Below are 22,724 nucleotides of genomic sequence, written 5' to 3'. Positions count from 1 at the left end.
AAATGACGAAAGGCTGCACCCATATCGCCGGCATCCAGGATGTCACGCCGAGCGCGCTCGGCTGCGAGGAATGCCTGAAGAGCGGCAGCCGCTGGCTGCATTTGCGCATCTGCCGCACTTGCGGCCATGTCGGCTGCTGCGACGATTCGCCGAACCGGCATGCGACGGCGCATTTCCACGCCACCGGCCATCCCGTGATCGAGGGCTACGATCCGCCGGAAGGCTGGGGCTGGTGCTATGTCGACGAGGTGCTGTTCGACCTGTCGAAGCGCAAGACACCGCATAACGGACCGATCCCGCGCTATTATTGATTCAGCTTCTTACACGGCGCACGTGCCGCATCGTGTGACATGCGTGCGAAAATTTTCAGCAGTCGCCGGCGCCGGCAATTTTTGATGAGATGTCGGCCGTCCTGCCATCGAAGCATGTAGCAATTTTCCTTCACGCATCGTAACCTCGCACGCGGGTCTCAACGGGGAGTGCGCCACATGACGACATTGGTGCTTGTGCACGTCATTATCAGCCTGATTGCAATCGTCGCCGGCGTGCTCGTGATGTTCGGGCTGCTCAGCTCGCGCGCGATGCCGGGGCTGACCGCGACCTTCCTCGCGCTCACGATCCTGACCAGCGCCACCGGCTTCGTGATCCCGCCTTTGGTGACCGAGAAGCTGTTGCCGTCGCACATCATCGGCGGGCTTTCGCTGGTGCTGCTCGCGATCGCCTGCATTGCGTTCTATGCGATGCAGCTCAAGGGTGTCTGGCGTCCGATCTATATCGTGACCGCGATGGTCTCGCTCTATCTCAACGTCTTCGTGCTGGTCATCCAGAGCTTCCTCAAGGTGCCGGCGTTGCAGGCGCTGGCGCCAGCCGTGCCGCCGAACCCGCCATCCGGGCCGGTCTTTGCCGTGGTGCAGGGCATCGTGCTGGTGTTCTTCGTCCTGGTGACCATCGGTGCCTGGCGCCGGTTCAGGCCGGTCACGTTCGCCTGATCTGACAACACCTCGTCATTCCGGGGCGACGCGCAGCGTCGAACCCGGAATCTCGCAATCTAATCTCTAGATTCCGGGTTCACGCTTCGCGTGCCCCGGAATGACGCATTGGCAACAAGAGGAGCAATCAAATGCCCACCATCACCACCAAAGACGGCGTCGAGATTTTCTACAAGGATTGGGGCTCGGGCCAGCCGATCGTGTTCAGCCATGGCTGGCCGCTGTCGTCGGACGACTGGGACGCGCAGATGCTGTTCTTCGTGGGGCACGGCTTTCGCGTCGTCGCCCATGACCGCCGCGGCCACGGCCGCTCCGCCCAGGTCGCCGATGGTCATGACATGGATCACTATGCCGACGACCTCGCTTCCGTCACCGCGCATCTCGATCTGAAGAACGCCGTCCATGTCGGCCATTCCACCGGCGGCGGCGAGGTGGTGCACTACATCGCCCGCCACGGCGAGAGCCGGGTGGCGAAGGCGGCGATCCTGAGCGCGGTGCCGCCGTTGATGGTGCAGACGGCGAATAATCCCGGCGGCTTGCCGAAGTCGGTATTCGACGGCTTGCAGGCCCAACTCGCCGCCAACCGCTCGCAATTCTACCGCGATCTGCCGGCCGGGCCGTTCTACGGCTACAACCGGCCCGGCGCAAAACCGTCGGAGGCCGTGATCCAGAACTGGTGGCGGCAGGGCATGATGGGCGGCGCCAAGGCGCATTACGACGGCATCGTCGCGTTCTCGCAGACCGACTTCACGGAGGATCTGAAGAAGATCAACGTGCCGGTGCTGGTGATGCATGGCGACGACGACCAGATCGTGCCCTACGCCGACTCCGCCCCGCTCTCGGCCAAGCTTCTGAAGAACGGCACGCTGAAGACCTATAAGGGTTTTCCGCACGGCATGCCGACCACCGAAGCCGAGACGATCAACGCCGACCTGCTGGCGTTCATCAAGGGCTGAAGGTGAGAGAGGCTGTGCTCTGCGCCGCGCGTCTCAACATTGCGCAGCCTCAATCCACCTCGCCGGTGGCTTACTCCTCTCCCTACAAGGGGGAGGAATCCGAAGCATGTGCTCGCCTTACGAGGACTATGTTTCGGAAGCGCCGTGATCGGCTGGCTCACTCGAAAATTGCGCGGATCGCGGCGAACAGGCGCTTGGCGACCAGGTCCGGCTTCTCGCGGGCGCCATCGTCGGCCCAGAGCTCGCTGCCGACGCGCATCGCGCCGGTCGTGATCATCGCGACCAGCCGGGCTTTCATCCGGTCGTTCTTGTGGTTGGCGCGCTTGAGCAACGCGTTGGCGAGTTCGCGCTCAAGCCTTTCATATTTGGCCTGATCGCGCGCCTGCAGCGCTGGATTGTCGCGCTTCAGCCGCGCCAGCGCGACCGCCTCGCGCGGGTCGATCTGCTTGACCATGTCGGCGATGGCGTTCTCGGCGGCCTGCAGCATGGATTCAGTGGCCGGGCGCGCCGCAACGGCTGCGATCAGTGCCGCGGTACCGTCCTCCTGCCAGGCCAGCACCACGTCTTCCTTCGAGGCGAAATAGTGAAAGAAGGTGCGGCGCGAGACGTCGGCGGCGGCGACGATGTCGTCGAGCGTGGTCGCCTCGAAGCCGCGCTCGAGAAACAGCATCATCGCCGCCTTGGTCAGCCGCTCCCGGGTCTCCTGCCGCTTGCGCGCGCGCAGGCCCGCCGTCGGCGGCGCCGGATTCGCTTTGGATTGCATCGACTTGACCGGTTTCTTGGCCGATTTCTTGGCCGGTTTGCGCGCGGACGCCGGACGCTGCAATTTTTCACCCCTTGCAAAAATGCACTTAGTGCACATTTCGTCGGATGCGGCTGGACCCGCAAGAACCCGACGAGAAACCCGAATCGTGTCGCAAGGAGATATAAGCATGACCGGCTGGAGCACTGCAGACATTCCGCGGCAGGGCGGCAGGACCGCCGTGATCACGGGCGCAACCGGTGGACTCGGCTACGAGACCGCGCTGGAACTGGCGCGCGCCGGCGCCAATGTCGTGCTCACCGGCCGCAACGGCGCCAAGGGGCAGGACGCGCTGGCGCGGATCCGCGCGCAGCTTCCCGATGCCGCGGTGACCTATGAAACGCTCGACCTCGCGAACCTCGCATCGGTTGCCGATTTCGCCGGGCGCTTCGCCGCCACGCATACCGCGCTCGATCTCCTGATCAACAATGCCGCGGTGATGTCGCTGCCGAAGCGGCAGGTCACCGCTGACGAGTTCGAGATGCAGTTCGGCACCAACTATCTCGGCCACTATGCGTTGACCGCGCTGCTGTTGCCGCAGCTCCGCCGCGGCCACAACACCCGCGTCGTCAATCTTTCCAGCCTTGCGCATCGCTCCGGCGTCATCAATTTCGACGATCTGCAGGCCCGCCGTTCTTACGCGCCGTGGCGCGCCTACTGCCAGTCGAAGCTTGCAATGCTGATGTTCGCGCTCGAATTGCAGCGTCGCAGTGCGATCAACGGCTGGGGACTGATGAGCAATGCCGCGCATCCCGGCTACGCGCGCACCGAGCTGATCCCGAACGGTCCCGGCACCGACAGCCTGTCGTGGCGGTTCGGTCGATATTTGCAGCCGATCATGAGCCACTCCGCGGCGGCGGGCGCATTGCCGACGCTGTTCGCGGCGACCTCAGCCGCGGCCCAGCCGGGCGGCTATTACGGGCCCAACGGGTTCTACGAGTTGAAGGGCCCACCTGCGCCGGCGCGCATCATGCCGCACGCCAGGGACGCCGCGGTAGCGGAGCGGCTATGGGATATCTCGGCCGCGCTGACCGGTGTATCGTTTGACCAGGTCGCAACCGCCGCCTGAATGGATCGGGCGGCAGCGGGGCAATCGAGATGAAGGTCATCCTGTTCGGCGCGACCGGCATGGTCGGGCAGGGCGTGCTGCGCGAATGCCTGCTCGATCCCGGTGTCGAGCGCGTGCTCGCGGTTGGGCGCAGCCCGACCGGGCAGCGCGACGCCAAGCTTGTCGAGTTGATCCACGACAATTTCATCGATTACAGCGCGATCGAGCCGCAGCTTGCCGGCTACGACGCCTGCTTCTTCTGCCTCGGCGTCTCCTCGATCGGCATGGACGAGACACGCTACCGCCATCTCACCTACGACATCACGCTGGCCGCGGCGACGGTGCTGGCGCGGCTCAATCCCGGCATGGTGTTTACCTATGTCACGGGGCGCAGCACCGATTCCACCGAGCGCGGGCCGTTGATGTGGGCGCGGGTGAAGGGCAAGACCGAGAACGATTTGCTCAAGCTGCCGTTCAAGGCCGCCTACATGTTCCGGCCCGCCGGGATCCAGCCGCTGCATGGCGTCCGCTCCAAGACCGGCTGGGTGCAGGCGATCTATCTCGCGACCTCGCCGCTGCTTTCCTTTCTGGTGCGGGTCGCCCCGAGCTACATGACGACGTCGGAACAACTGGGCCGCGCCATGCTGAAGGTCGCCCGCGACGGCTACCCCAGGCCGGTGCTGGAGAGCGAGGACATCAATCGCCTCTGAAGCGCGGTGGCCGGTTCCCTCGATCGGCGATTTCGCCAGGTCTCTTGGTACCTCCCGGGCCGCGAGGCGTTATAACCACCGTCATGTCCCCACCCGCGCCGCTGAAGCTGATCGCCCTCGATGCCGATGACCTCGCGGTCATCTCGGCCCATGTGCAGGACGCCCACGTCCAGCCCTCCGACATCGTCTGGCGCCAGGATGAGAAGCGGCTCGTGGTCGGCCTGAACCGGCTGGACTGGGAGCAGACCCTGTCGGGCGGCACCTGCTCGCGCCGGCTGATCGCCGCGCTCAGGTTCGACCGGGTGCTGGCATGCAAGTCGCGCAATATCGACCTGGAGGCCCCGGAAGCCACCCTGGAACTGCTCGGGATCGAGTTCTATGCCTCCGACCCGCCGGGCGGCAGCGCGCTCCTGATGTTCGGCCATGGCGGGGCGCTGCGGCTGGATGTCGAGTGCCTGGAGTGCGAATTGACCGATCTGGGCATCGACGATCTCGGCGTGGCGCCGGGGTGATTGGGCACGTCATTCCGGGGCGGTCCCAACGGGTCAGCGCAAAGCGCGGCCCGATGACAGGCTCCGGACCGAACCCGGAATCTCGAGATTCCGGGTCTGGTCCTTGGGACCATCCCGGAATGACATCCCCCAAGGGTTGACGGCCATTATCCGTCGCGCCATTGAGCAGGGACCCGAATTCCTCCTAAGAAAGCCGTCATGCCCGTTCGCCTGGACCGACAGAGCGCCGATTTCGAGCAGCGATTCCGCGATTTCCTGGCGGCCAAGCGCGAGGTGTCGGCCGACGTCGAGCGCGCCACCCGCACGATCGTCGACGACGTGGCGGCCCGCGGCGACGCGGCGCTGCTCGAGGCGACCAAAAAGTTCGACCGCCTCGATATCGACGCGGCCGGCCTGCGCATTACCGCAGCCGAGATCGACGCCGCGGTGGCGGCCTGCGACCCCAAGACCGTCGAGGCCCTGAGATTCGCGCGCGACCGGATCGAGACCTTCCACCGCCGCCAGTTGCCGAAGGACGAGCGCTTCACCGATGCCGCCGGCGTCGAGCTCGGCTGGCGCTGGAGCGCGGTCGATGCGGTCGGGCTCTATGTGCCCGGCGGCACCGCGGCCTATCCGTCCTCGGTGCTGATGAACGCGGTGCCGGCCAAGGTTGCCGGCGTGCCGCGGGTGGTGATGGTGGTTCCGGCGCCGGACGGCAAGCTCAACCCGCTGGTGCTCGCCGCCGCCCATCTCGGCGGCGTCTCGGAAATCTACCGGGTCGGCGGCGCCCAGGCGGTGGCGGCGCTGGCCTACGGCACCGCGACGATCGCGCCGGTCGCCAAGATCGTCGGCCCCGGCAACGCCTATGTCGCCGCGGCAAAGCGGCTGGTGTTCGGCAAGGTCGGCATCGACATGATCGCCGGCCCCTCCGAGGTGCTGGTCATCGCCGACGACACCGGTAATGCCGACTGGATCGCGGCCGATCTCCTGGCGCAGGCCGAGCATGACGTCAGCGCGCAGTCGATCCTGATCACCGACAGTGCACGGCTTGCCGCCGACGTCGAGCGCGCAGTCGAGGCGCAGCTTGCGACGCTGCCGCGCGCCGAGATCGCCCGCACCTCGTGGAACGACTTCGGTGCCGTGATCAAGGTGGCAAAACTCGACGACGCCGTCGAGCTCGCCAATGCGATCGCGGCCGAGCATCTCGAGATCATGACCGCGGATGCCGAGGGCCTGTCGAACAAGGTCCGCAACGCCGGGGCGATCTTCCTCGGGGCCCATACCCCGGAGGCGATCGGCGACTATGTCGGCGGCTCCAACCATGTGCTGCCGACCGCGCGCTCGGCGCGGTTCTCCTCGGGCCTCGGGGTGCTTGACTTCATGAAGCGAACCTCGATCCTGCGGTGCGGGCCGGATCAGCTGCGTGCGCTCGGGCCCGCCGCGATGACGCTCGGCCAGGCCGAGGGTCTCGATGCCCATTCACGTTCCGTCGGATTGCGCCTCAACCTCTCATGAACAAGCCACCAGACGACGAGGATTCCAACAATCGCATCGTCGCGGTGACGCTCGACGAGGAATCGATCGGCCGTTCCGGGCCCGATATCGAGCATGAGCGGGCGATCGCGATCTACGATTTGATCGAGCAGAACCTGTTCGCGCCCGAGGGCGCCGCCGGGCCGGGGCCTTACACCCTGCATATCGCGATCACCGGCAACCGGCTGATGTTCGATATCCGCAAGGAGGACGGCGCGCCGGTGGTCGCACATCTGTTGTCGCTGACCCCGTTCCGCCGCGTCGTGAAGGACTACTTCATGATTTGCGACAGCTACTATCAGGCGATCCGGACCGCGACGCCGGACAAGATCGAGGCGATCGACATGGGCCGCCGCGGCATCCATGACGAGGGCTCGCGCACGCTGCAGGAGCGGCTCAAGGGCAAGGTGCGCGTCGATTTCGAGACCGCGCGGCGGCTGTTCACGCTGATCACTGTGCTGCACTGGAAGGGTGAAGGCGCATGATCCCGAGAAGTGGATACCGGTTTTCGGATCAGATTATGCGCCAATCGAAGTGGCGCATGATCGGTGAAGCGGTGATTGACGGGGGCGTACCCCGATCGAAAAAAGCCTGATCGCATGGAAGCGCCGCGCGCGCGCAATCCCCAGGCCGTGCTGTTCGCATGCGGCCTGAACAGCGTGCGGTCGCCGATGGCCGAAAGCCTGCTGCAGCAGATGTTTCCGCAAGGCCTCTATGTCCGCTCGGCCGGCGTCAAGAAGGGTGAGCTCGACCCGTTCGCCGTCTCGGTGATGGCCGAACTCGGCCAGGACATTTCCAGCCACAAGCCGCAAACCTTCGAGGAGCTCGAGGACTGGGAGGGGCTGAACTTCGATCTCATCATCACGCTGTCGCCGGAGGCGCACCACAGGGCGCTGGATCTCACCCGCACGCTCGCCGCCGATGTCGAATACTGGCCGACGCAGGATCCGACCGGCACCAGCGGCAACCGCGAGCAGAAGCTCGCCGCCTACCGCGAGGTCTGCGACGGCCTGTTGCTTCGCATCCGCCGCCGCTTTGCCAGGGCCGGCGCGGCAAACCTGTGAGGCTCGGCGAGGCGAGCGGACCAGCGTGTTCCGATTCGCAGAACCGCCGCCTGTCGCCAGACTGACAAACAGCTGTGCTTATGGGGCCTGGTCTCCAGGCGGGGCGCGATTCGCGGCCGGTTCCAAGGTTGTGCATCCATGCCCCATCCGATAGGTTCCGCCCGCGTCTGTCCCCCCGATTCAGCCCAAAAGCCCGCATGCTAGGCCGTCCCAAATTCGTTCTTGCTTCCGGTTCGCCGCGACGGCTGGCCCTGCTCAACCAGGCCGGCATCGAGCCCGATGCGCTGCGCCCGGCCGATGTCGACGAGACCCCGCGGCGGGGCGAGTTGCCGCGCGCCTGCGCCAACCGCCTGGCGCGTGCCAAGGCCGACGCGGCGCTGAAATCGGTGCATCTTGACGACGACCTGCGCGGCTCCTTCATCATTGCCGCCGACACCGTGGTCGCGGTCGGCCGCCGCATCCTGCCCAAGGCCAATCTGGTCGACGAGGCCGCGCAGTGCCTGCGGCTGCTGTCGGGCCGCAATCACCGCGTCTACACCGCGATCTGCGTGGTGACGCCGCGCGAGGCATTCCGTCAGCGCCTCGTCGAAACGCGCGTACGCTTCAAACGGCTCAGCGAGGACGACATCCAAGCCTATATCGGCTCCGGCGAATGGCGCGGCAAGGCCGGCGGCTACGCGGTGCAGGGCATTGCCGGATCGTTCGTGGTCAAGATGGTCGGCTCCTACACCAATGTGGTCGGCCTGCCGCTCTACGAGACGGTGACCTTGCTCGGCGGCGAGGGCTTTCCGATCCGCCACGGCTGGCTCAACTCCGTCGCGGTGTGAGATATCCACTGAGGTCGTATCGCATCGAAGATGCGATACGGGTGGGCTCTTTCCTCCTGAACGACTCGCGGTGAGACCCCCCACCCCAACTGCTCCACATCGTCATGGCCGGGCTATGGAACGAGGCCGATAGCCGGACGCGATAGCTTGCCGCAGGGGCGCGCTGCCAAAATATCGAAAACAACCCCATGCAAAGTAGCCGGCGGCTGCCGGCGTTCGACACGACAACTTGACTCGTCGGGCAAATCAGCGGCATTCTTCCATTATCCAGAAATCGCGGAGACGCCCCTCGCTCCGAGGCTATCGCCCTGCGCTTGCGGGCGAGGTCGCCGTCTCGAGCCACGAGGCCAAGCACCTGCGCGGCCGGCGAAGACGCATATGCGATTGCCCTACCCGCAAGCAGAGGGGGAGCGCAGCGGAACATGCGGCAGATGATGTAAACTCCGGCCCAGCCATGACCGACCAAGCCCGAACGCCCAAGGCCATACCCTCTGCCACCCCGCGCGCCTGCCCGATCTGCGGCAAGCCCGTCGAGCAGGCCTTCCGCCCGTTCTGCTCGGCGCGCTGCCGCGACGTCGACCTCAACCGCTGGCTGACCGGCCGCTATGTCGTCCCGGGCCGCGAGGACGACGCTGAGGACCCGGAATAGCCAAGATTTCCCAACAAGTTGGGGAAAGAGTGCCGGTCGGGCTCGCCGCGCCGAAGCCTTTGGCGAAGGCGGGTGGACACGGCGCTCCGACCTCTCTATAAACCGCCCGCTCGCTCCGGCCTTTCGGCCCCGCGGGTATGCCCAGGTAGCTCAGTTGGTAGAGCATGCGACTGAAAATCGCAGTGTCGGTGGTTCGATCCCGCCCCTGGGCACCACTCCTGAACAGATTTATGAAACCAGGTTTGGGTTGACCCTTTCGGCCGAAAACGGACCGGATGTTGTCATTTGAGCCGACGGTCCTCCGACGCGATGATCGCGTCGACCACGCTTGCGAGATAGGCCTTCCGAGCAGCGACGTCGCCCGACACGAGTTGCTGACGCATCAGGCGGGTGAACCGATCGATAGCGAGCCACAACGGCCCTACCCCGGCTTGCCATCAACGCGGCGATCCGGTTTTTGAGGGATCCGGATCCATCGGTACCATCGATAGCGCCTGTCTCAATGGCCGCATAAAGGCGCTCCAGCCGTTCCTCGGCCTCGGAAGCTTGGCGTGCCAGCTAGAGCCTATCGCGCGAAAGGATCTTCATAAAGAGTCCGTCCAGCTGTCTCCGGCATGAAGCGCAGCGCGATCAGCCCAACAACGCATGTAGCCATCATGTAATAGGCCGGCATCAGCTCGTTCCCGGTAACAGAGATAAGGCCGCTGTTGATTGCCGGCGCCGTGCCGCCAAAAATGGATGTCGAAATGTTGTAAGCGCCGGCGAAGCCGGCGAAGCGCACATGGGTGGGAAACATGGCCGGGAAAGTCGCCGAAATGGTCGCGAGTTGCGGTACGTAGAGCAGCCCGAGCAGAATGAAGCCGACACAGGCGCCGACGAGGCCCGTGCCCATGAGCATGTAGAGAGGGGCCACCAGCAGAAACAACCCGATCAGGGAGAAGCTCCACATCGGACGGCGCCCGATTCGGTCCGAGAGCCGGCCAGCAAATGGCAGGAACAGCATCATGAACAGCATGCCGAGGAGCGGCACCGCAAGCGCCTCATCCGGCGACAGGCCGATGCGGCTCTGAAGATAGGTTGGCATGTAGCTGAGCAGCGTATAATTGACGACATTGAGCGCAACCACCAGGCCGCCGACGACGAGCATAGGACGCCGGTGACGTGCCAGAAGGGCGATCAGGCCTGGTGAGGATCGTGCCTGGCTTGCGGTTTCGTGGGCACGGAAGACCGGCGTATCTTCCATTCTCGCGCGCAGATACGCGCCGACGAGGCCCATTGGCGCGGCGACCAGAAACGGAACGCGCCATCCCCAGTCGTGCATCGCCTGATCACCCAGAAAGAGCGAGAAGGATAACATCAGGAATGCGCCCAGCGAGAAGCCGGCCAGCGTTCCGAACTCCAGGAAACTCCCATAAAAGCCGCGTCGGTCATCGGGAGCGTACTCGGCCATGAACGTCGCGGCGCCGCCGTATTCGCCACCGGTCGAAAAGCCCTGTACGATGCGGAGAAGAACGAGCGACAGTGGCGCCCAGAAGCCGACGCTGTTGTAGGGGGGAATAAGCCCGACGCACAGCGTCGCGCCCGACATCAGCAGTATCGTTAGCGCCAACACGGATTTTCGGCCCACCCGGTCTCCCAGCGATCCCCAGAATATCCCGCCTAGCGGCCGTATGAGGAAGGAGATCGCGAACGTGGCCAACGCAAAAAGCACCGCTTCCCCGACGTCGCCGGGAAACAGTGCCGCGGAAATGTACGTCACGCCATACGCATAAATGCCGTAGTCGAACCATTCCGTCGCATTGCCGACGGCAGAGGCGGCAATCGCACGGCGCAACGTGGCGCGATCAGCAGTTGGATCAGGTGCGGAAACGGGGGCATTCACGATTGCTGTTCTCCGATCACCGCTGCGTCGGGCGTATTGGGGTCAAGCAGCGATGCAATCGGCGTCGTGCGTGGAAGAATCTGAAAGTCCTGCTGCTCGGGTGCAGGAACAGGTGGGGTTGCCGTCTGCCGCCACATGCCGAACGCGGCCGCGCCGCCGGCGCAAAGGGCGATGAAAAGGAAAAGCCCGCCGCTGCTCCAGCCTGTCATGAATATCGCTCCACCGATCGGCCCGAGCGCGGCGCCGACGGAATACAGCAGCACCAGCCGTCCACTTGCGGCGATACGTTGTGCGGCGTGCAGACGGTCGTTGCAATGGGCCACGCAGAGTGGATAGAGCGCAAAGCTGAGGCCACCAAACATTGTTCCGAGAATCAGCAGCCACGGGCCGACCGACGAGAGAAAGGAGATGACCAAGCTGATACACAGGGTTGCTGCGAAACTGAGCACGATGACCTGGCGACGATCATAGCGGTCGGAAATGCGTCCGAGCGGCCATTGCAGGATCACGCCGCCAAGAATCACGATCATCATGAAGTGGGCTGTCTGCGATAAATCGAACCCTAGGCGTCGAACCTGCACTGCGGCCAATCCGTAAAATGCCCCTAACATCAAGCCGGTCGTCATTACTCCGACAGCACCGAGGGGAGATGCGGCAAAGAGTGTTCGGGTTCCGAACGCCGCGGCTTCGGCAGGCGGCGGCGCCGAGTTGCGTGTGAGACAAAGTGGAATGATCGCGAGCGAGATTAGCATTGAGGCTAGTTGAAACGGAACAGCAGGCAAATCACCGCTGGCTCCTAGCAGCAACTGTCCCACCGCCTGTCCGCAATATAGTGCAACCATGTAGGCCGCTAGAATGCTGCCGCGCGAGGCCGCGTCAGCGCGTTCGTTTAGCCAGCTCTCGAGACAGACGAAGACGCCGGCGACGCAGAAGCCGTCGGTCAGCCGCAGTCCCGACCAGAGCAGAGGATGGATGATTTGCGCGTAGCCGAGCGTGCTCGCGGAGAGAAGCGCAACGAACGCCGCAAAGGCGCGGATATGTCCCACGCGCCGGACGATACGCCCCGAGCGCAGGGCTCCGACGACCAGCCCGGCAAAATAGGCGGTCGCCACCGCGCCGATCACGATCGTGCCCTGTCCCGCCCGCTCGAGCCGCAAACTCAGGAGCGTCGCCATAAACCCGCTTCCCGCCATGAGCATAAAGATGGCGAGCAGCAGGCTACGAACCGGGGAGATTGCCGCAAGCATGACGATTGCGACGCGCGCCGTCAGGCCGCGCGCCGGCCTTCCGCTTCCCCGTCGGCCTCCACCGGGACACGATCCAGAACCCTAGCGCTAGCATCGAAGTGGCAAACGGTCACGACGAACTGAACGTCAGCGTTGCGAATCTGATGCCGCGTCGCAATCACGTCGATTCGTGCGTTATCGAGGGCTCGCAGCGCATCGAACACCAAGCCTGGCCAAGCGATGTCGCTGTCGGCCATCGCTTGACGCCATCCGTCCGCGCCGTCATCGGCAACAAGGCATGCATGGATACCGGGCTCGCAGGTCTTCTTGTGCTCCAGCAGCAGGTCAGTCATCCCGGCATAGGCGGAGACGACAAAGGCGCGATTGTAAAGGTCCTCGCCCTTGCGCTCCGCGATCGGAACGTCGTCGAATAGCGTGCCAGTCGCGGCCATCGATGTGCCGCCGATCTTCTCGACACTATGAAAACCGCTCATGCGAGAGCATCCTCCATCAACGGGCCGTGCTGAGGCACGAGAGCTTTCGGGTCGTTGCGCGCGGCAACGAAGCTCGGCCGCGGTTTTTTGACGCCGAATGGCGCCTGCAGCCGGTTGCTCACGGCGTTATAGACGAAGAACGCGTTAGCGCGTGGAAATGGCGTGATGTTGCCGTTCGATCCGTGCATCGTGTTGCAATCGAAGATCACCACCGTGCCCGCCTTACCGGTCGGCGCCACGATGCCGTGGCGGTGCGCCAACTCGGTCAGACTTTGCCGGTCGGGCACGCCATACTCCTGCTTCTTCAGTGACGTGCGATAGTGGTCTTCCGGCGTCGCGCCAATACAGGTCAGGAAGACGCGGTGCGATCCGGGCATCAGCATCAGGGGGCCATTGTCCGGCGTATTTTCCGCCAGCAGGACTGACATGGAGAGTGCTCGCATGCGCGGCATGCCGTCTTCCACGTGCCAAGTCTCGAAGTCGGAGTGCCAGTAGAACTCCTTGCCTTCGAAGCCGGGCTTGTAGTTCAGGCGTGACTGATGGATGTAGACCTTGTCGTTCAGCAGGAACTGAGCGATGCCTGCCAAGCGTGCGTCGGCGGCGAGGCGCCCGATCACTCTACTCTGAGAGTGGATCTCGAAGACCGAACGGATTTCTTGGCTGTCCGGCTCGGCGATGATCGTTTCCGGATTGAGGCCGTTAGGGCTCGATAGCAGTTTCTTTGCCTGCGTCTGCAGGTGGTCGACTTCCTCGGGAGAGAGGACATCCTTGAGCACGAGGAAGCCATCGCGATCGAACTGCTCGGCCTGCTGCCGCGTTAGCGGTGCGCTCTCGCTCCAGTCGCTATGAATAACGGGATCGAGACGCGGAAGCATCTGGGCCTCCGAGGTGAGACGGGATGGGTAAATGTCTGTCAATGCCTTTCCCTCTTTCAGTTGTTTCAGGAGTTAACGGCCGCCTCGCGCGGCGCTTCGACATCAGTCGGATAGGCACCAGTCTCGTCGTGCACTTCCTGGCCGGTGACCGGCGGGTTGAACACGCAGGCCGTCAGGAGGTCGGTGTCCGGGCGAACGATATGCTGGTCGTTCTTGTTGAGTGCGTACATGATGCCCGGTGCGAGCTTGTGCGTTTCGCCGGTCCCGAGGTCTTCGATGGTCCCGGTTCCCTTCAGTATGAAAACCGCCTCGAGATGGTTCTGGTAGTGCATCTTGAGTTCTTCGCCCGCGTACATCGTCGTAATGTGGAAAGAGAAGCCCATGCCGTCGCTCTTGAGCAGAAGGCGGGCACTGTCCCAGCCCTTCGATTTGACGAGACGATCGGTCTTTCGAATGTCGCGGAGTTGACGAACGATCATTGTTCTTTCCTTTCGTTATTCGGCTGCAATGCCGTAACTGCCGGTCCGCACCGCGCGGACCGACTCCTCGATGATGTCGAGGCCGGCCGAGAGAGCGGCGTCGTCGATAATGAGAGGTGCAAGCACCTTGACGATTTCGTCGTGTGCGCCGCTCGTTTCGATGATGAGTCCGGCGGCAAAACAGGCGCTGGTGATGGCATCGGCAGTTTCACCGGACCCGACGTCGATGCCACGCATCATGCCGCGGCCGCGTGTCGAAAGGCCGAATCCAGAAGCGATGGCATCTAGGCGTCGTGCGAGCAATCGTCCCTTGCGCTGGACGTCCTGCTCGAACTCATCATCCTTCCAGAAGTTCCGCAGAGACGCGGTTGCCGTGATGAAGGCGTGATTGTTGCCCCGGAACGTGCCGTTGTGTTCGCCGGGCAACCATTGATCCAACTCGGGTCGGAACAGTGTCAGCGCGAAGGGAAGCCCCATGCCGGACAGCGATTTTGCCATGGTGACGATGTCGGGCGTAAAACCCATGCCTTCAAAGCTGAAAAACGGACCGGTGCGCCCGCATCCTGCTTGAATATCGTCGACGATAAGGAGTGCGCCGTGGCGTTTTGCGATATCGGCGATTGCACGCAGCCAATCCGGCGATGCGGTGTTGAGACCGCCTTCGCCCTGAACCGTCTCGACTAGAATCGCGGCCGGCGCATCGAGCCCGCTGGAAGGGTCGGACAGCCGCCGTTCCAGTAGCGCGGCGGTGTCGAGATCCGGGCCGTGATAGCCATCGTAAGGCTCGTGGCTGACATGGCTGAGTGGTACGCCCGCGCCGGTGCGCTTGGCGGCATTGCCGGTGCAGGCCAGCGCACCGAGGGTCATGCCGTGGAAACCGTTCGTGAAAGCGATCACCAGTCCACGGCCGGTCACCTTGCGAGCCAGTTTGATGGCGGCCTCGACCGCATTAGTGCCGGTCGGTCCGGTGAACATGACGCGGTAGTCCAGCCCGCGTGACTTCAGAATCAGCGACTCGAATGTTTCGAGGAACTCCGCCTTGGCGTCGGTATGCAGGTCAAGCCCGTGCGTGATGCCGTCAGTCGAGATGTAGTCGATCAGCGCTTGCTTCAGCGCGGGATGATTGTGTCCGTAATTAAGCGTCGAGCATCCCGACAGGAAGTCCAGATAGCGTCCGCCCTGATTATCATACATCCAGACATTGTCGGCTCGGCTGAACTGGCGCGGCATGGTGCGCGCATAGCTCCGCACGACCGACTCCCGGCGTTCGTAAATTGATCGGTCCGGGATATGGCTGGTCGGCTTGGGTCGTGTATGGCGACCAAGTGTGGTTGTTGTGGTCATGTCGTCAGTTCTCCTGATCTCTGGCTCCGGGCTGTCGGTTTGGCAGGGGGCCAATGCGGGCCAGCCACTCTGTGGCGTGCTTACCGGCGAAATGCGCGTCGCACTCGAACATCACACTGCGGATCAGCGGAGCGCCCCACGCGCGGGCCAGTCCGTTGAACAATGCCCAGGATGGAGCGTTGTCGTCGGTCACTGTGGTGAGGAGATACTTGGCACTTTCGGCGGAAGGGCGATCCAGCAGCGCGTTGATCATGCGCTGAGCAAGGCCTTTGCCGCGCGCCGCCTTCGCGACCGCGACCTGCCAGACGAAGAAGCTGTTCGGTTCCGAAGGCGGGCGATAACCTGAAACCCATCCTAGAATTTGCGCGTGACGTTCCGCAACGAGGCAGGAGTCCGTGAAGTGCGTGCACTGGAGGAGGTTGCAATAGGCGGAATTGGAGTCCAGTGGCGCGCAGGCTGCGACCAGGCGGGTAACCGCGGGGCCGTCAGCGGGCGACGGCTTTCTCAACTGGAACGCTTCGCTGACATCCGGAGCGGCGTCGAAAGCCACTGGCGAGAATCCACCGAAAGCGTCGACCCGACGGCCGGCTATTGCTTCAGATTTCGAATTAATCGCTTCATTCTCCGAAATATATAGCGCTTTACCTTATAGGAAAATAAGTGGCGAAATCTTGAAAATTGGCTTGAGATCTCACATCAAAAGCTTCGTAGATATTTCGTTATACGAATAAAATTTGAAGGACTGACTTGGAACCGGTTACGATTCGCCTCGGCGCGGCCGTAGCTATAAGAAAAGCCACATGAAATCAGAGATCGCCTCACTGACGCTGCGCGCCCTGCGAAGAGTGCTGCGGGCAACTGAGATCGGCAGTCGCCAGCTGGCCATTGCGACCGGCCTTACGACATCGCAATGGCTCGTGTTGCGAGAGATCGACGCGCGCGAGAAAACCACGCCGGGTGTCATTGCGCAGGCGCTTCAGTTCGGTCAGGCAACGATCACGACGATCGTCGATCGGCTTGTGGCGCTCGATCTAGTGCAGCGCCAGCGTAACGCAAACGACAAGCGCCAGTTCCTTCTGACGGCGACGCCGGCAGGCAGGGACATCGTGGCCAACGCACCCGACTTGCTTCACCTGACGTTTACAGATCGCTTCGTCCAGTTGCCGCAATGGGAGCAGGCCATGATCCTTGCTGCAGTAGAGCGGCTGGCCATGCTGATGGACGCGCACAACATCGATGCCGCGCCATTGCTGGACAGCGGGGCCATCGATCGATCCCAACCCAGATAGGTCGATTGCCTCGACTGCGTGGACGGCTCGACAGAGCCGGATCTTCCCGCGCAGGTCACTTCCCCGGCTGAAGCAATTGCCGGGTGCGGGCGTGAATCTCCGTGGCACCTTCCTCGCTTGTCGAGCTTCTTGCCGCGCGGCAGCGGAGGCGCCATCGTCAATATCGGCTCGTTGGCAGGGCTGGGTGGCATTCCGGTTCCAACGGGTACGGCGCTTCTAGGGCAGCGATCGCGCATCTGACGCGAAATCTTGCCTGCGAGTGGGCCGCGAAAGGCATTCGGGTCAGTTGCGTTGCACCTGGTTATATCGAGGCGCCGATGTCGGCGGAGATGTTCGCCGATTCACGCGTCGAACCGCGGCCGGATCGAGCAGCGATTGCCAATGCGGCGGCTTGGCGCCGCGGATGAAATCGCGGCTGCCGTCGCTTTTCTCGTGTCCGATGATGCGTCCCACGTGGGTCGGGCGTCGTGCTCCCGGTTGACGGGGGGTACTTATGGCGGGCCGTAGGAGTTGCCGGCTGGTAGTGGCTACAGGCATCTTTTGACGGCGAGTCAAGCGCCAGGCGTGGCGGCCTTGGAAACTACATGGATATTTCAATGACATACGAGTTCGCAGGTTTGTTCTGAATGGCGCACCATTTCCGTTTGACAAGCGCCCGGTGCTCCCCGCTGCGCATCAACTCGCGTACAGATAGTTCGGCAGCCACAGCGTCATGCCCGGCCAGAGATACATGATCACCATGCACAGGATCACGATCAGCATGTAGGGCATCATGCCGGCGAAGATCTGGTTCAGCGTAACGTGCTTCGGGGCGACGCCCTTGAGATAGAACGCCGACATCGCGACCGGCGGCGACAGGAACGCGGCCTGCAAGTTCACGAACACCAGCGTGCCCCAAAGGATCGGATCGATGTTGAAGTGCTTCAGCATCGGCAGGAAGATCGGCACGAAGATGATGATAATCTCGGTCCATTCGAGCGGCCAGCCCAGCACGAAGATGATCGCCTGCGACAAGATCATGAACTGCACGGGCGTCATGTTGAGCGACAGCACCCAGCTTTCCAGCAGCGCCTGACCGCCGAGAATGGCGAACACCGCCGAGAACAGCGCCGAGCCGACGAACAGCCAGCACACCATCGCGGTCGTCTTTGCGGTCAGGAACACCGCTTCCTTGGTGCGCTTCCAGTCGAGCGTGCGGGCGTGGAAAGCGAGGATGAAGGCGCCGGCGGCGCCGACGCCGGCGGACTCGGTCGCGGTCGTGATGCCGAACAGGATCACCCCTAGTACCACGACGGTGAGGATGCCGAGCGGCATCACCGACGACGTCAAGAGCTTCAACACTTCGAAGCGTTCGCCGTCCATGCGCAAGTAAGAGCGCGCCGTCCACGCAGCCAGCACGGCGGCTGATATCGCGAACCAGACGTAGAACTGGGTGTCCGGTCCCTTTTCAGCGGGCGACAGCTCCTTCGGCTCGACCGGGCTGCCGAGCTGCTGCAGGCCTTCGACGGCTCCGCTCGCGGCGCCGGGCTGCTGGTGGATCACGACGTACCACCAGACCGTGCCGAGCGCGGCTGCGGTCGTCAGGAACGGCACCAGCGAAATGAGGAAGTTCTGCACGATCGCGCCATAGCCCATCGGCTTGCCGTCGATCCGGAGCGTCTTCGCCTTTGCGGGCGAGAGCAGTGCCTTGACCAGGCCGACGAACAGGTTCGGCGAATACAGCGCCGCGAAATTCCTGATCCATTCGGGCACGTTGACGCGGGTCTGTTCCTCCGGCAGCGGCGGGGCGATCTTCGGGTTGATCATCGCCCAGCCCACGACATAGACGAGGTAGAGGAACGCCAGGAAGAAGCCGGGAAGCATCGCCGCCGCATAGAGCTTGACCACGGACTGGCCGGCGACCGCGGCATAGACGATAATCATCACCGAAGGCGGGATCAGGATGCCGAGCGTGCCGCCCGCGGTGATGACGCCGGAGGCGAGCTTCACGTCATAGCCGGCGCGCAGCATCGGGTTGAAGGCGATCACGCCCATCAGCACCACCACCGCGCCGACGAGCCCGGAGGCGATGCCCCAGAACGTGCACACGATCAGGGTCGCAACCGCGAGCGAGGCAGGCAGGCGGCGGAAGGCAAGCTGGATCGAATGGAACATCTTGTCGACGAGGGCGCCGCGCTCCATCACATAGCCCATCAGCACGAACAACGGGATGGAGATCAGCACGTCGTTGGTCATCGCGCCGTAGGTACGCTGGACCATCAGCTCGAAAACCTTGTTGTGCGTCCAGTTCTGCGACGGATCGTAGAACGCGATGAAGCCGAAGAACATGCCGAGGCCCATCAGCGTAAACGCCGTGGCAAAGCCCATCATGATGACGACGACGATGAGCGCCAGCATCAACAGGCCGAGCGCGGGATCGCTCATGTGTTCAGGTCCCCGCCCATGCCGCGCTGCCGCGCCATTTCATCGATGCGCGCCGCGCCCTCGATGGCGAGCTTGCGCGATTCCTCGTCCACGAATTCAGAGTGCGCGAGCTGTTCCCCGATGACGTCGGTCTCGGCGACGTCGGCAAGCCTGCTCGGCCATTCGCCGGTCTTCAGGCAAACGATGCAGCGGATGATCTCGCCGATCCCCTGCAGCATGATCAGCGCGCCCGCGATCGGGATGACGGTCTTGAAGTGGTAGACCGGCGGGCCGTCCGCCGTAACGTTGGAATGCTCGTTGATGTGCCAGGAATCCGCAGCGTAGAAATAGCCTGCATAGATCAGCGCGGCGATGCCCGGGATGAAGAAGACGAAGTAGAGAACGAGATCGAGCGTGGCCTGCGTGCGCGGCCGCATCGAGGAGTACAGGAAGTCGCCGCGGACATGGGCGTTCTGCGCCAGCGTATAGGCGCCGCACAGCATGAATAGCGACCCGTACAGCATGTTCTCGGCGTCGAAGATCCATGCCGTCGGCATGTTGACGGCATAGCGCTTGAACACTTCGATGCAGACAACGCTCATCAGGAGGATCATCAGCCAGGCGGTCGCCTTGCCGACCCAGGTCGAGATGCCGTCGATCTTGTACAGTAAACTCTGGACGCTCATATGATATGGTTCGGCATAAAAACGATCCCAACGTAACACAAGGCACCGTCCGGAGGGTGGTCCGGACGGCGCCCGTGCCGGATTTATTTCGGCATCAGAGTTTCTTGGCCGCGGCGTTGGGCCCGAAATAGTGGTCGTAGGCCATGCGGCGGTTCACCACCGTGTCCTGCTCCCATTGTGTCGCACGCTTGGCGAACGCGATCTGCGACTGCACGATCTCCTTGAACAGCGGGTTCTCGGCCGCCTTCTTCTGCACCACGCCGTCATAGATCTCGAGCTGCTGCTTCAGGATGGTATCGGGGGTCTTGTAGAACTTGACGTTGTCCTTGGTCTGCAGCTCCACATAGTCCTTGGAATACCGGTCGATCGCCTTCCAGGACATATCTGCCGAGGCTGCGTCCACCGCGTTGGCGATGATCGCCTTCATCTTGTCCGGCAGCGCGTTGTACTTGTCCTTGTTGAAGGTGATCTCGAACTGCTCGGCGTTCTGATGATAGCTCTGCAGCATGCAGACCTTGGAGACGTCGGGGAAGCCGAGCACGCGGTCGGAGGTGGCATTGTTGAACTCCGCCGCGTCCAGAAGACCGCGGTCCATGGCAGCTACGATTTCGCCGCCGGGCAGCGCGTTCACGGCAGCGCCCATCCCCGAATACACATCGATCGAGATGCCGACGGTGCGGAATTTCAGACCCTTGATATCCTCGGGCTTGGTGATCGGCTTCTTGAACCAGCCGAATGGCTGGGTCGGCATCGGACCGTAGGGGAACGAGACGACATTGGCGCCGATCGATTCATAAAGTTTTGCGAGCAACTCCTTGCCGCCGCCATAGCGGTGCCAGGCCAGCAGCATGTTGGCGTCCATCGCAAAGCCCGGTCCCGAGCCCCACAGCGCCAGCGCGGTCTGCTTGCCGTAGTGATAGACCAGCACGCCATGGCCGCCGTCGAGCACGCCCTTGGAGACGGCGTCGAGCAGGCCGAAGGCGGGCACGACAGCGCCTGCCGGCAGCACTTCGATCTTGAGCTCGCCGCCGGTCATGTCGTTGACCTTCTTGGCGTAGTCGAGGGCGTATTCGTGGAAAATGTCCTTTGACGGCCAGGTGCTTTGCCAGCGCATGCTGATCGGCCCCTGGGCGCTGACGACGCTCGGCGCGGCTACCGTCGCGGCGGCCCCCGCAGCAGCGACCTTGAGAAAGCCGCGGCGGCTCGAAGTTCTGCCCCTGTTTGATTTGGTCATGGCTGCCTCCTCCCCCCTGGAATAGCGATCCTTTGCGGATCGGCCTTTTTTATTGGGACAAGTCAAAGTCTTGCGCCGGGGTTTGGCAAGAATGTTCCGAATGATGCGACGCTACGACGCGGACTGCAGTGATGACGCGCCGCAAGACGACCAGACCACGGAAGCGTAGCCGCCTTTCGGAAGAGCAGATCATCGGAATTTTGAAAGAGCATGAGGCCGACGTTTCGGCCCGCCGATCTGCCGCAAGCATGGCGTCAGCGACGCCAGCATCTACAAATGAAGAGCGAAGTTCGGCGGGATGGAGGTGTCGGAGGCCAAGCGGCTGAAGACGCTGGAGGACGAGAACACGGCTGAAGCGGTTGTTGGTCGACGCCATGGTCTGGTCGGCATGTGTGGTCCACCCCGTCCATGCATGGTGTCGTGACGTCGTCGGTGACGCGACCTGCAGCCGCGCCGGTGACGACGCTGCCGCTAGCGACAGGGCAGGAAGCAGGCGGCCCCTGCGGGCCGCCTGGGTAGATTAGCCTGAGAGCAGAAGAGCCCTATTGGCAGGGGTGCTGGAGTCCGTCGGATCCCTTGAAAAAGGTGCCGGGCCTGCAGACGATGCCGTTGTGCGACGCGTACGAGTTCCAGTCGCCGTTCCACGCATAGTAGTCGCCATATGCGGCGGGCCGATCGTAGGTGCCGTATGCGGCGTAGGAATTGCGCCAGCCGCCGAAGGGAGCGGTCGCGATCGCCGCGGCGGTTCCGACGGCAGCGCCGGCCACGCCGGCAGCGGCCCCCACCGGCCCCACGGGTTCGCGATAGGCGGTTCGCCGCTGATAATAGCCCCGCCTGCTGTCGTACGGGCTCCCGGCTCCTCTGTTGAGGCAGTTGGCACTGGCGAATTGAGATGAACAGGCGGCCGGGTTGGAGAAGACCGCTTGCGCCGATGCGGGGCTCGAAACTGCGGACGCCACTATCACGGCCGCGCCAAGAACTCTTAGACTCATCATGGCTTGCTCCCTGGATTTGGTTTGCTTGCGAGCCTTGCGAAGCTTGGCATGACTGAATGCCAGGTCCGCAGGTTCCCGTTTTCTCGCACCTAACCAAATGCAACCTCCGGAAGTGGTTCCTGTGCATCTCGTGCGCGGCATCAAATCGACGTGACTTGCCGATCGATTTGGAATGCCGACTTCAGCAGAGGCGGCATGGGTGCGGCAGGGAGTCGCGGCGAGCAAGGATGCCGCGATCAATGCCAAACGATGGGACGGCAATTCCATTGGTCCGACGACTCCGGACGGAGGCGAGAATGCAAATTGATGAAAGGTTGCATCATCGCGCAACTGCACGACGGTCACACCAAGTTGCGCCGGACGTGCGCGAGAGAGCGCGACGTTTGGCGCGAACTGCATAAGTTGTGTGATGCGAAAGCATCAACTGCCAACAAACGGCAGCGCGCGTTTCGGATCGCCACATTCGAGTTGATCTTCGTCCTGATAGTCGGATGATGATTTGCGACCTTGAATTGTAGCCGCTCCTGCTTTTTGCACCGCGACCAAGCAACCCGTTCTTTTCAATTTGACGTTGTTGAGAACGACAGGTTTGGAAGGCGGCGCAAATGAAGTGCTTTACCGGCTCGACTCTCCTTGGATTTTGCGCGCGCAATCGCATGGAACAGGCGTCGACGCGCGCTGCCCTGCAATCATTGGTCCAATTCTTCGGGAATAAGCCGGGACCATGTGTCGCGACCTGTCTGAGCCG

General features: G+C 63.1%; 25 protein-coding genes, 1 tRNA gene and 1 pseudogene. 15 read left to right on the top strand and 12 right to left on the bottom strand.

Annotated features, from left to right (window positions below):
* Positions 1 to 2: 2 nt before the first annotated feature.
* The 3 genes from ACVW1B_RS31360 to ACVW1B_RS31350 all read left to right on the top strand — a co-directional run bounded on the left by ACVW1B_RS31360 (position 3) and on the right by ACVW1B_RS31350 (position 1,945).
* Entirely contained in the window at positions 3 to 311 is a 309-nt protein-coding gene (locus ACVW1B_RS31360; RefSeq protein ID WP_057018148.1) for a UBP-type zinc finger domain-containing protein, read from the top strand.
* A gap of 177 nt (positions 312 to 488) precedes the next feature.
* Positions 489 to 989, top strand: coding sequence for a hypothetical protein (locus tag ACVW1B_RS31355; RefSeq protein ID WP_253606481.1), 501 nt, complete (start codon positions 489 to 491; stop codon positions 987 to 989).
* Between the two features lie 131 nt (positions 990 to 1,120).
* On the top strand, positions 1,121 to 1,945 hold the full coding sequence (locus ACVW1B_RS31350) for an alpha/beta fold hydrolase (RefSeq protein WP_050382324.1): 825 nt from the start codon (positions 1,121 to 1,123) through the stop codon (positions 1,943 to 1,945).
* 157 nt (positions 1,946 to 2,102) lie between these two features.
* Here ACVW1B_RS31350 and ACVW1B_RS31345 read toward each other — a convergent pair whose 3' ends face one another.
* Entirely contained in the window at positions 2,103 to 2,708 is a 606-nt protein-coding gene (locus ACVW1B_RS31345; RefSeq protein ID WP_253606483.1) for a TetR family transcriptional regulator, read from the bottom strand.
* A 169-nt stretch (positions 2,709 to 2,877) separates the two neighbouring features.
* Between ACVW1B_RS31345 and ACVW1B_RS31340 the strand changes: the two genes are divergently transcribed.
* From ACVW1B_RS31340 to ACVW1B_RS31300, 9 genes are all read left to right on the top strand, one after another.
* Complete coding sequence (locus ACVW1B_RS31340; protein WP_225160832.1) at positions 2,878 to 3,816, top strand: SDR family oxidoreductase; 939 nt, start codon at positions 2,878 to 2,880, stop codon at positions 3,814 to 3,816.
* A gap of 29 nt (positions 3,817 to 3,845) precedes the next feature.
* Positions 3,846 to 4,505, top strand: a complete 660-nt coding sequence (locus tag ACVW1B_RS31335) for a Rossmann-fold NAD(P)-binding domain-containing protein (RefSeq protein ID WP_253606484.1) — start codon at positions 3,846 to 3,848, stop codon at positions 4,503 to 4,505.
* Positions 4,506 to 4,588: 83 nt separating this feature from the next.
* Complete coding sequence (locus ACVW1B_RS31330) at positions 4,589 to 5,017, top strand: DUF2948 family protein (protein WP_253606486.1); 429 nt, start codon at positions 4,589 to 4,591, stop codon at positions 5,015 to 5,017.
* Between the two features lie 198 nt (positions 5,018 to 5,215).
* Positions 5,216 to 6,511 carry a histidinol dehydrogenase gene (gene hisD, locus ACVW1B_RS31325; RefSeq protein ID WP_253606488.1) on the top strand — a complete coding sequence of 432 codons (1,296 nt, stop codon included), beginning with the start codon at positions 5,216 to 5,218 and terminating at the stop codon, positions 6,509 to 6,511.
* Complete coding sequence (locus ACVW1B_RS31320) at positions 6,508 to 7,014, top strand: UPF0262 family protein (RefSeq protein WP_016841326.1); 507 nt, start codon at positions 6,508 to 6,510, stop codon at positions 7,012 to 7,014. The genes hisD and ACVW1B_RS31320 overlap by 4 nt, the downstream gene beginning before the upstream one ends.
* Positions 7,015 to 7,128: 114 nt before the next feature.
* A complete protein-coding gene (locus ACVW1B_RS31315) occupies positions 7,129 to 7,593 on the top strand; it encodes an arsenate-mycothiol transferase ArsC (protein WP_076828053.1) in 465 nt (154 codons plus the stop codon).
* Between the two features lie 197 nt (positions 7,594 to 7,790).
* Entirely contained in the window at positions 7,791 to 8,420 is a 630-nt protein-coding gene (locus ACVW1B_RS31310) for a Maf-like protein (RefSeq protein WP_018269043.1), read from the top strand.
* A gap of 454 nt (positions 8,421 to 8,874) precedes the next feature.
* Entirely contained in the window at positions 8,875 to 9,069 is a 195-nt protein-coding gene (yacG, locus tag ACVW1B_RS31305) for a DNA gyrase inhibitor YacG (RefSeq protein ID WP_057018155.1), read from the top strand.
* A gap of 139 nt (positions 9,070 to 9,208) precedes the next feature.
* Positions 9,209 to 9,284 (top strand) — tRNA-Phe (locus tag ACVW1B_RS31300).
* A gap of 350 nt (positions 9,285 to 9,634) precedes the next feature.
* On the opposite strand, the gene ACVW1B_RS31295 is transcribed toward ACVW1B_RS31300, so the two are convergent.
* The 7 genes from ACVW1B_RS31295 to ectA form a co-directional block, all read right to left on the bottom strand.
* Positions 9,635 to 10,951 carry an MFS transporter gene (locus tag ACVW1B_RS31295; RefSeq protein WP_199805256.1) on the bottom strand — a complete coding sequence of 439 codons (1,317 nt, stop codon included), beginning with the start codon at positions 10,949 to 10,951 and terminating at the stop codon, positions 9,635 to 9,637.
* On the bottom strand, positions 10,948 to 12,198 hold the full coding sequence (locus ACVW1B_RS31290; protein ID WP_253606490.1) for an MFS transporter: 1,251 nt from the start codon (positions 12,196 to 12,198) through the stop codon (positions 10,948 to 10,950). Before ACVW1B_RS31290 ends, ACVW1B_RS31295 begins: the two co-directional genes overlap by 4 nt.
* A 20-nt stretch (positions 12,199 to 12,218) precedes the next feature.
* Positions 12,219 to 12,671, bottom strand: a complete 453-nt coding sequence (locus tag ACVW1B_RS31285; protein WP_456822711.1) for a hypothetical protein — start codon at positions 12,669 to 12,671, stop codon at positions 12,219 to 12,221.
* On the bottom strand, positions 12,668 to 13,546 hold the full coding sequence (thpD, locus tag ACVW1B_RS31280; RefSeq protein ID WP_305884492.1) for an ectoine hydroxylase: 879 nt from the start codon (positions 13,544 to 13,546) through the stop codon (positions 12,668 to 12,670). The genes ACVW1B_RS31285 and thpD overlap by 4 nt, the downstream gene beginning before the upstream one ends.
* A gap of 65 nt (positions 13,547 to 13,611) precedes the next feature.
* Complete coding sequence (locus tag ACVW1B_RS31275; RefSeq protein WP_253606495.1) at positions 13,612 to 14,025, bottom strand: ectoine synthase; 414 nt, start codon at positions 14,023 to 14,025, stop codon at positions 13,612 to 13,614.
* 15 nt (positions 14,026 to 14,040) lie between these two features.
* On the bottom strand, positions 14,041 to 15,369 hold the full coding sequence (gene ectB / locus ACVW1B_RS31270) for a diaminobutyrate--2-oxoglutarate transaminase (protein WP_253606497.1): 1,329 nt from the start codon (positions 15,367 to 15,369) through the stop codon (positions 14,041 to 14,043).
* Positions 15,370 to 15,373: 4 nt separating this feature from the next.
* Positions 15,374 to 15,919: a diaminobutyrate acetyltransferase gene (gene ectA, locus ACVW1B_RS31265; protein ID WP_225648356.1), complete on the bottom strand. Its 546-nt coding sequence runs from the start codon at positions 15,917 to 15,919 to the stop codon at positions 15,374 to 15,376.
* Positions 15,920 to 16,169: 250 nt separating this feature from the next.
* Here ectA and ACVW1B_RS31260 point away from each other — a divergent pair, with 250 nt between their 5' ends.
* Both ACVW1B_RS31260 and ACVW1B_RS31255 read left to right on the top strand, forming a co-directional pair.
* Positions 16,170 to 16,658 (top strand): MarR family winged helix-turn-helix transcriptional regulator, encoded by a 489-nt coding sequence (locus tag ACVW1B_RS31260; RefSeq protein ID WP_057017678.1) that lies wholly within the window; start codon positions 16,170 to 16,172, stop codon positions 16,656 to 16,658.
* Between the two features lie 101 nt (positions 16,659 to 16,759).
* Positions 16,760 to 17,065 carry an SDR family oxidoreductase gene (locus ACVW1B_RS31255; RefSeq protein WP_253606499.1) on the top strand — a complete coding sequence of 102 codons (306 nt, stop codon included), beginning with the start codon at positions 16,760 to 16,762 and terminating at the stop codon, positions 17,063 to 17,065.
* Positions 17,066 to 17,333: 268 nt separating this feature from the next.
* Here ACVW1B_RS31255 and ACVW1B_RS31250 read toward each other — a convergent pair whose 3' ends face one another.
* The 3 genes from ACVW1B_RS31250 to ACVW1B_RS31240 all read right to left on the bottom strand — a co-directional run bounded on the left by ACVW1B_RS31250 (position 17,334) and on the right by ACVW1B_RS31240 (position 20,981).
* On the bottom strand, positions 17,334 to 19,082 hold the full coding sequence (locus tag ACVW1B_RS31250) for a TRAP transporter large permease (protein WP_253606501.1): 1,749 nt from the start codon (positions 19,080 to 19,082) through the stop codon (positions 17,334 to 17,336).
* Positions 19,079 to 19,747, bottom strand: a complete 669-nt coding sequence (locus tag ACVW1B_RS31245) for a TRAP transporter small permease subunit (protein ID WP_092080286.1) — start codon at positions 19,745 to 19,747, stop codon at positions 19,079 to 19,081. The genes ACVW1B_RS31250 and ACVW1B_RS31245 overlap by 4 nt, the downstream gene beginning before the upstream one ends.
* Positions 19,748 to 19,841: 94 nt before the next feature.
* Positions 19,842 to 20,981 carry a TRAP transporter substrate-binding protein gene (locus tag ACVW1B_RS31240; protein WP_092080289.1) on the bottom strand — a complete coding sequence of 380 codons (1,140 nt, stop codon included), beginning with the start codon at positions 20,979 to 20,981 and terminating at the stop codon, positions 19,842 to 19,844.
* A gap of 131 nt (positions 20,982 to 21,112) precedes the next feature.
* On the opposite strand from ACVW1B_RS31240, the pseudogene ACVW1B_RS31235 reads away from it, so the two are divergent.
* A pseudogene (locus tag ACVW1B_RS31235) lies at positions 21,113 to 21,370 on the top strand (transposase); the annotation flags it as partial.
* A gap of 153 nt (positions 21,371 to 21,523) precedes the next feature.
* On the opposite strand, the gene ACVW1B_RS31230 reads toward ACVW1B_RS31235, so the two are convergent.
* Positions 21,524 to 22,375 (bottom strand): hypothetical protein, encoded by an 852-nt coding sequence (locus tag ACVW1B_RS31230; protein WP_309145008.1) that lies wholly within the window; start codon positions 22,373 to 22,375, stop codon positions 21,524 to 21,526.
* Positions 22,376 to 22,724 lie beyond the last annotated feature (349 nt).

Source organism: Bradyrhizobium sp. USDA 4502, assembly GCF_054063355.1.
This window is presented reverse-complemented; position numbering and strand designations above follow the sequence as displayed.

Excerpts from the sequence above, each read along its gene's own strand:
- ACVW1B_RS31240 (WP_092080289.1), bottom strand. The coding sequence starts at position 20,981 with ATGACCAAATCAAACAGGGGCAGAACTTCGAGCCGCCGCGGCTTTCTC.
- ACVW1B_RS31345 (WP_253606483.1), bottom strand. The coding sequence starts at position 2,708 with ATGCAATCCAAAGCGAATCCGGCGCCGCCGACGGCGGGCCTGCGCGCG.
- ACVW1B_RS31310 (WP_018269043.1), top strand. The coding sequence starts at position 7,791 with ATGCTAGGCCGTCCCAAATTCGTTCTTGCTTCCGGTTCGCCGCGACGG.
- ACVW1B_RS31245 (WP_092080286.1), bottom strand. The coding sequence starts at position 19,747 with ATGAGCGTCCAGAGTTTACTGTACAAGATCGACGGCATCTCGACCTGG.
- ACVW1B_RS31290 (WP_253606490.1), bottom strand. The coding sequence starts at position 12,198 with ATGCTTGCGGCAATCTCCCCGGTTCGTAGCCTGCTGCTCGCCATCTTT.
- ACVW1B_RS31330 (WP_253606486.1), top strand. The coding sequence starts at position 4,589 with ATGTCCCCACCCGCGCCGCTGAAGCTGATCGCCCTCGATGCCGATGAC.
- ACVW1B_RS31285 (WP_456822711.1), bottom strand. The coding sequence starts at position 12,671 with ATGAGCGGTTTTCATAGTGTCGAGAAGATCGGCGGCACATCGATGGCC.
- ACVW1B_RS31260 (WP_057017678.1), top strand. The coding sequence starts at position 16,170 with ATGAAATCAGAGATCGCCTCACTGACGCTGCGCGCCCTGCGAAGAGTG.
- hisD (WP_253606488.1), top strand. The coding sequence starts at position 5,216 with ATGCCCGTTCGCCTGGACCGACAGAGCGCCGATTTCGAGCAGCGATTC.
- ACVW1B_RS31275 (WP_253606495.1), bottom strand. The coding sequence starts at position 14,025 with ATGATCGTTCGTCAACTCCGCGACATTCGAAAGACCGATCGTCTCGTC.
- ACVW1B_RS31230 (WP_309145008.1), bottom strand. The coding sequence starts at position 22,375 with ATGCAGTTCGCGCCAAACGTCGCGCTCTCTCGCGCACGTCCGGCGCAA.
- ACVW1B_RS31360 (WP_057018148.1), top strand. The coding sequence starts at position 3 with ATGACGAAAGGCTGCACCCATATCGCCGGCATCCAGGATGTCACGCCG.
- thpD (WP_305884492.1), bottom strand. The coding sequence starts at position 13,546 with ATGCTTCCGCGTCTCGATCCCGTTATTCATAGCGACTGGAGCGAGAGC.
- ACVW1B_RS31320 (WP_016841326.1), top strand. The coding sequence starts at position 6,508 with ATGAACAAGCCACCAGACGACGAGGATTCCAACAATCGCATCGTCGCG.
- ACVW1B_RS31355 (WP_253606481.1), top strand. The coding sequence starts at position 489 with ATGACGACATTGGTGCTTGTGCACGTCATTATCAGCCTGATTGCAATC.
- ACVW1B_RS31340 (WP_225160832.1), top strand. The coding sequence starts at position 2,878 with ATGACCGGCTGGAGCACTGCAGACATTCCGCGGCAGGGCGGCAGGACC.
- ACVW1B_RS31335 (WP_253606484.1), top strand. The coding sequence starts at position 3,846 with ATGAAGGTCATCCTGTTCGGCGCGACCGGCATGGTCGGGCAGGGCGTG.
- ACVW1B_RS31350 (WP_050382324.1), top strand. The coding sequence starts at position 1,121 with ATGCCCACCATCACCACCAAAGACGGCGTCGAGATTTTCTACAAGGAT.
- yacG (WP_057018155.1), top strand. The coding sequence starts at position 8,875 with ATGACCGACCAAGCCCGAACGCCCAAGGCCATACCCTCTGCCACCCCG.
- ectB (WP_253606497.1), bottom strand. The coding sequence starts at position 15,369 with ATGACCACAACAACCACACTTGGTCGCCATACACGACCCAAGCCGACC.
- ACVW1B_RS31250 (WP_253606501.1), bottom strand. The coding sequence starts at position 19,082 with ATGAGCGATCCCGCGCTCGGCCTGTTGATGCTGGCGCTCATCGTCGTC.
- ACVW1B_RS31315 (WP_076828053.1), top strand. The coding sequence starts at position 7,129 with ATGGAAGCGCCGCGCGCGCGCAATCCCCAGGCCGTGCTGTTCGCATGC.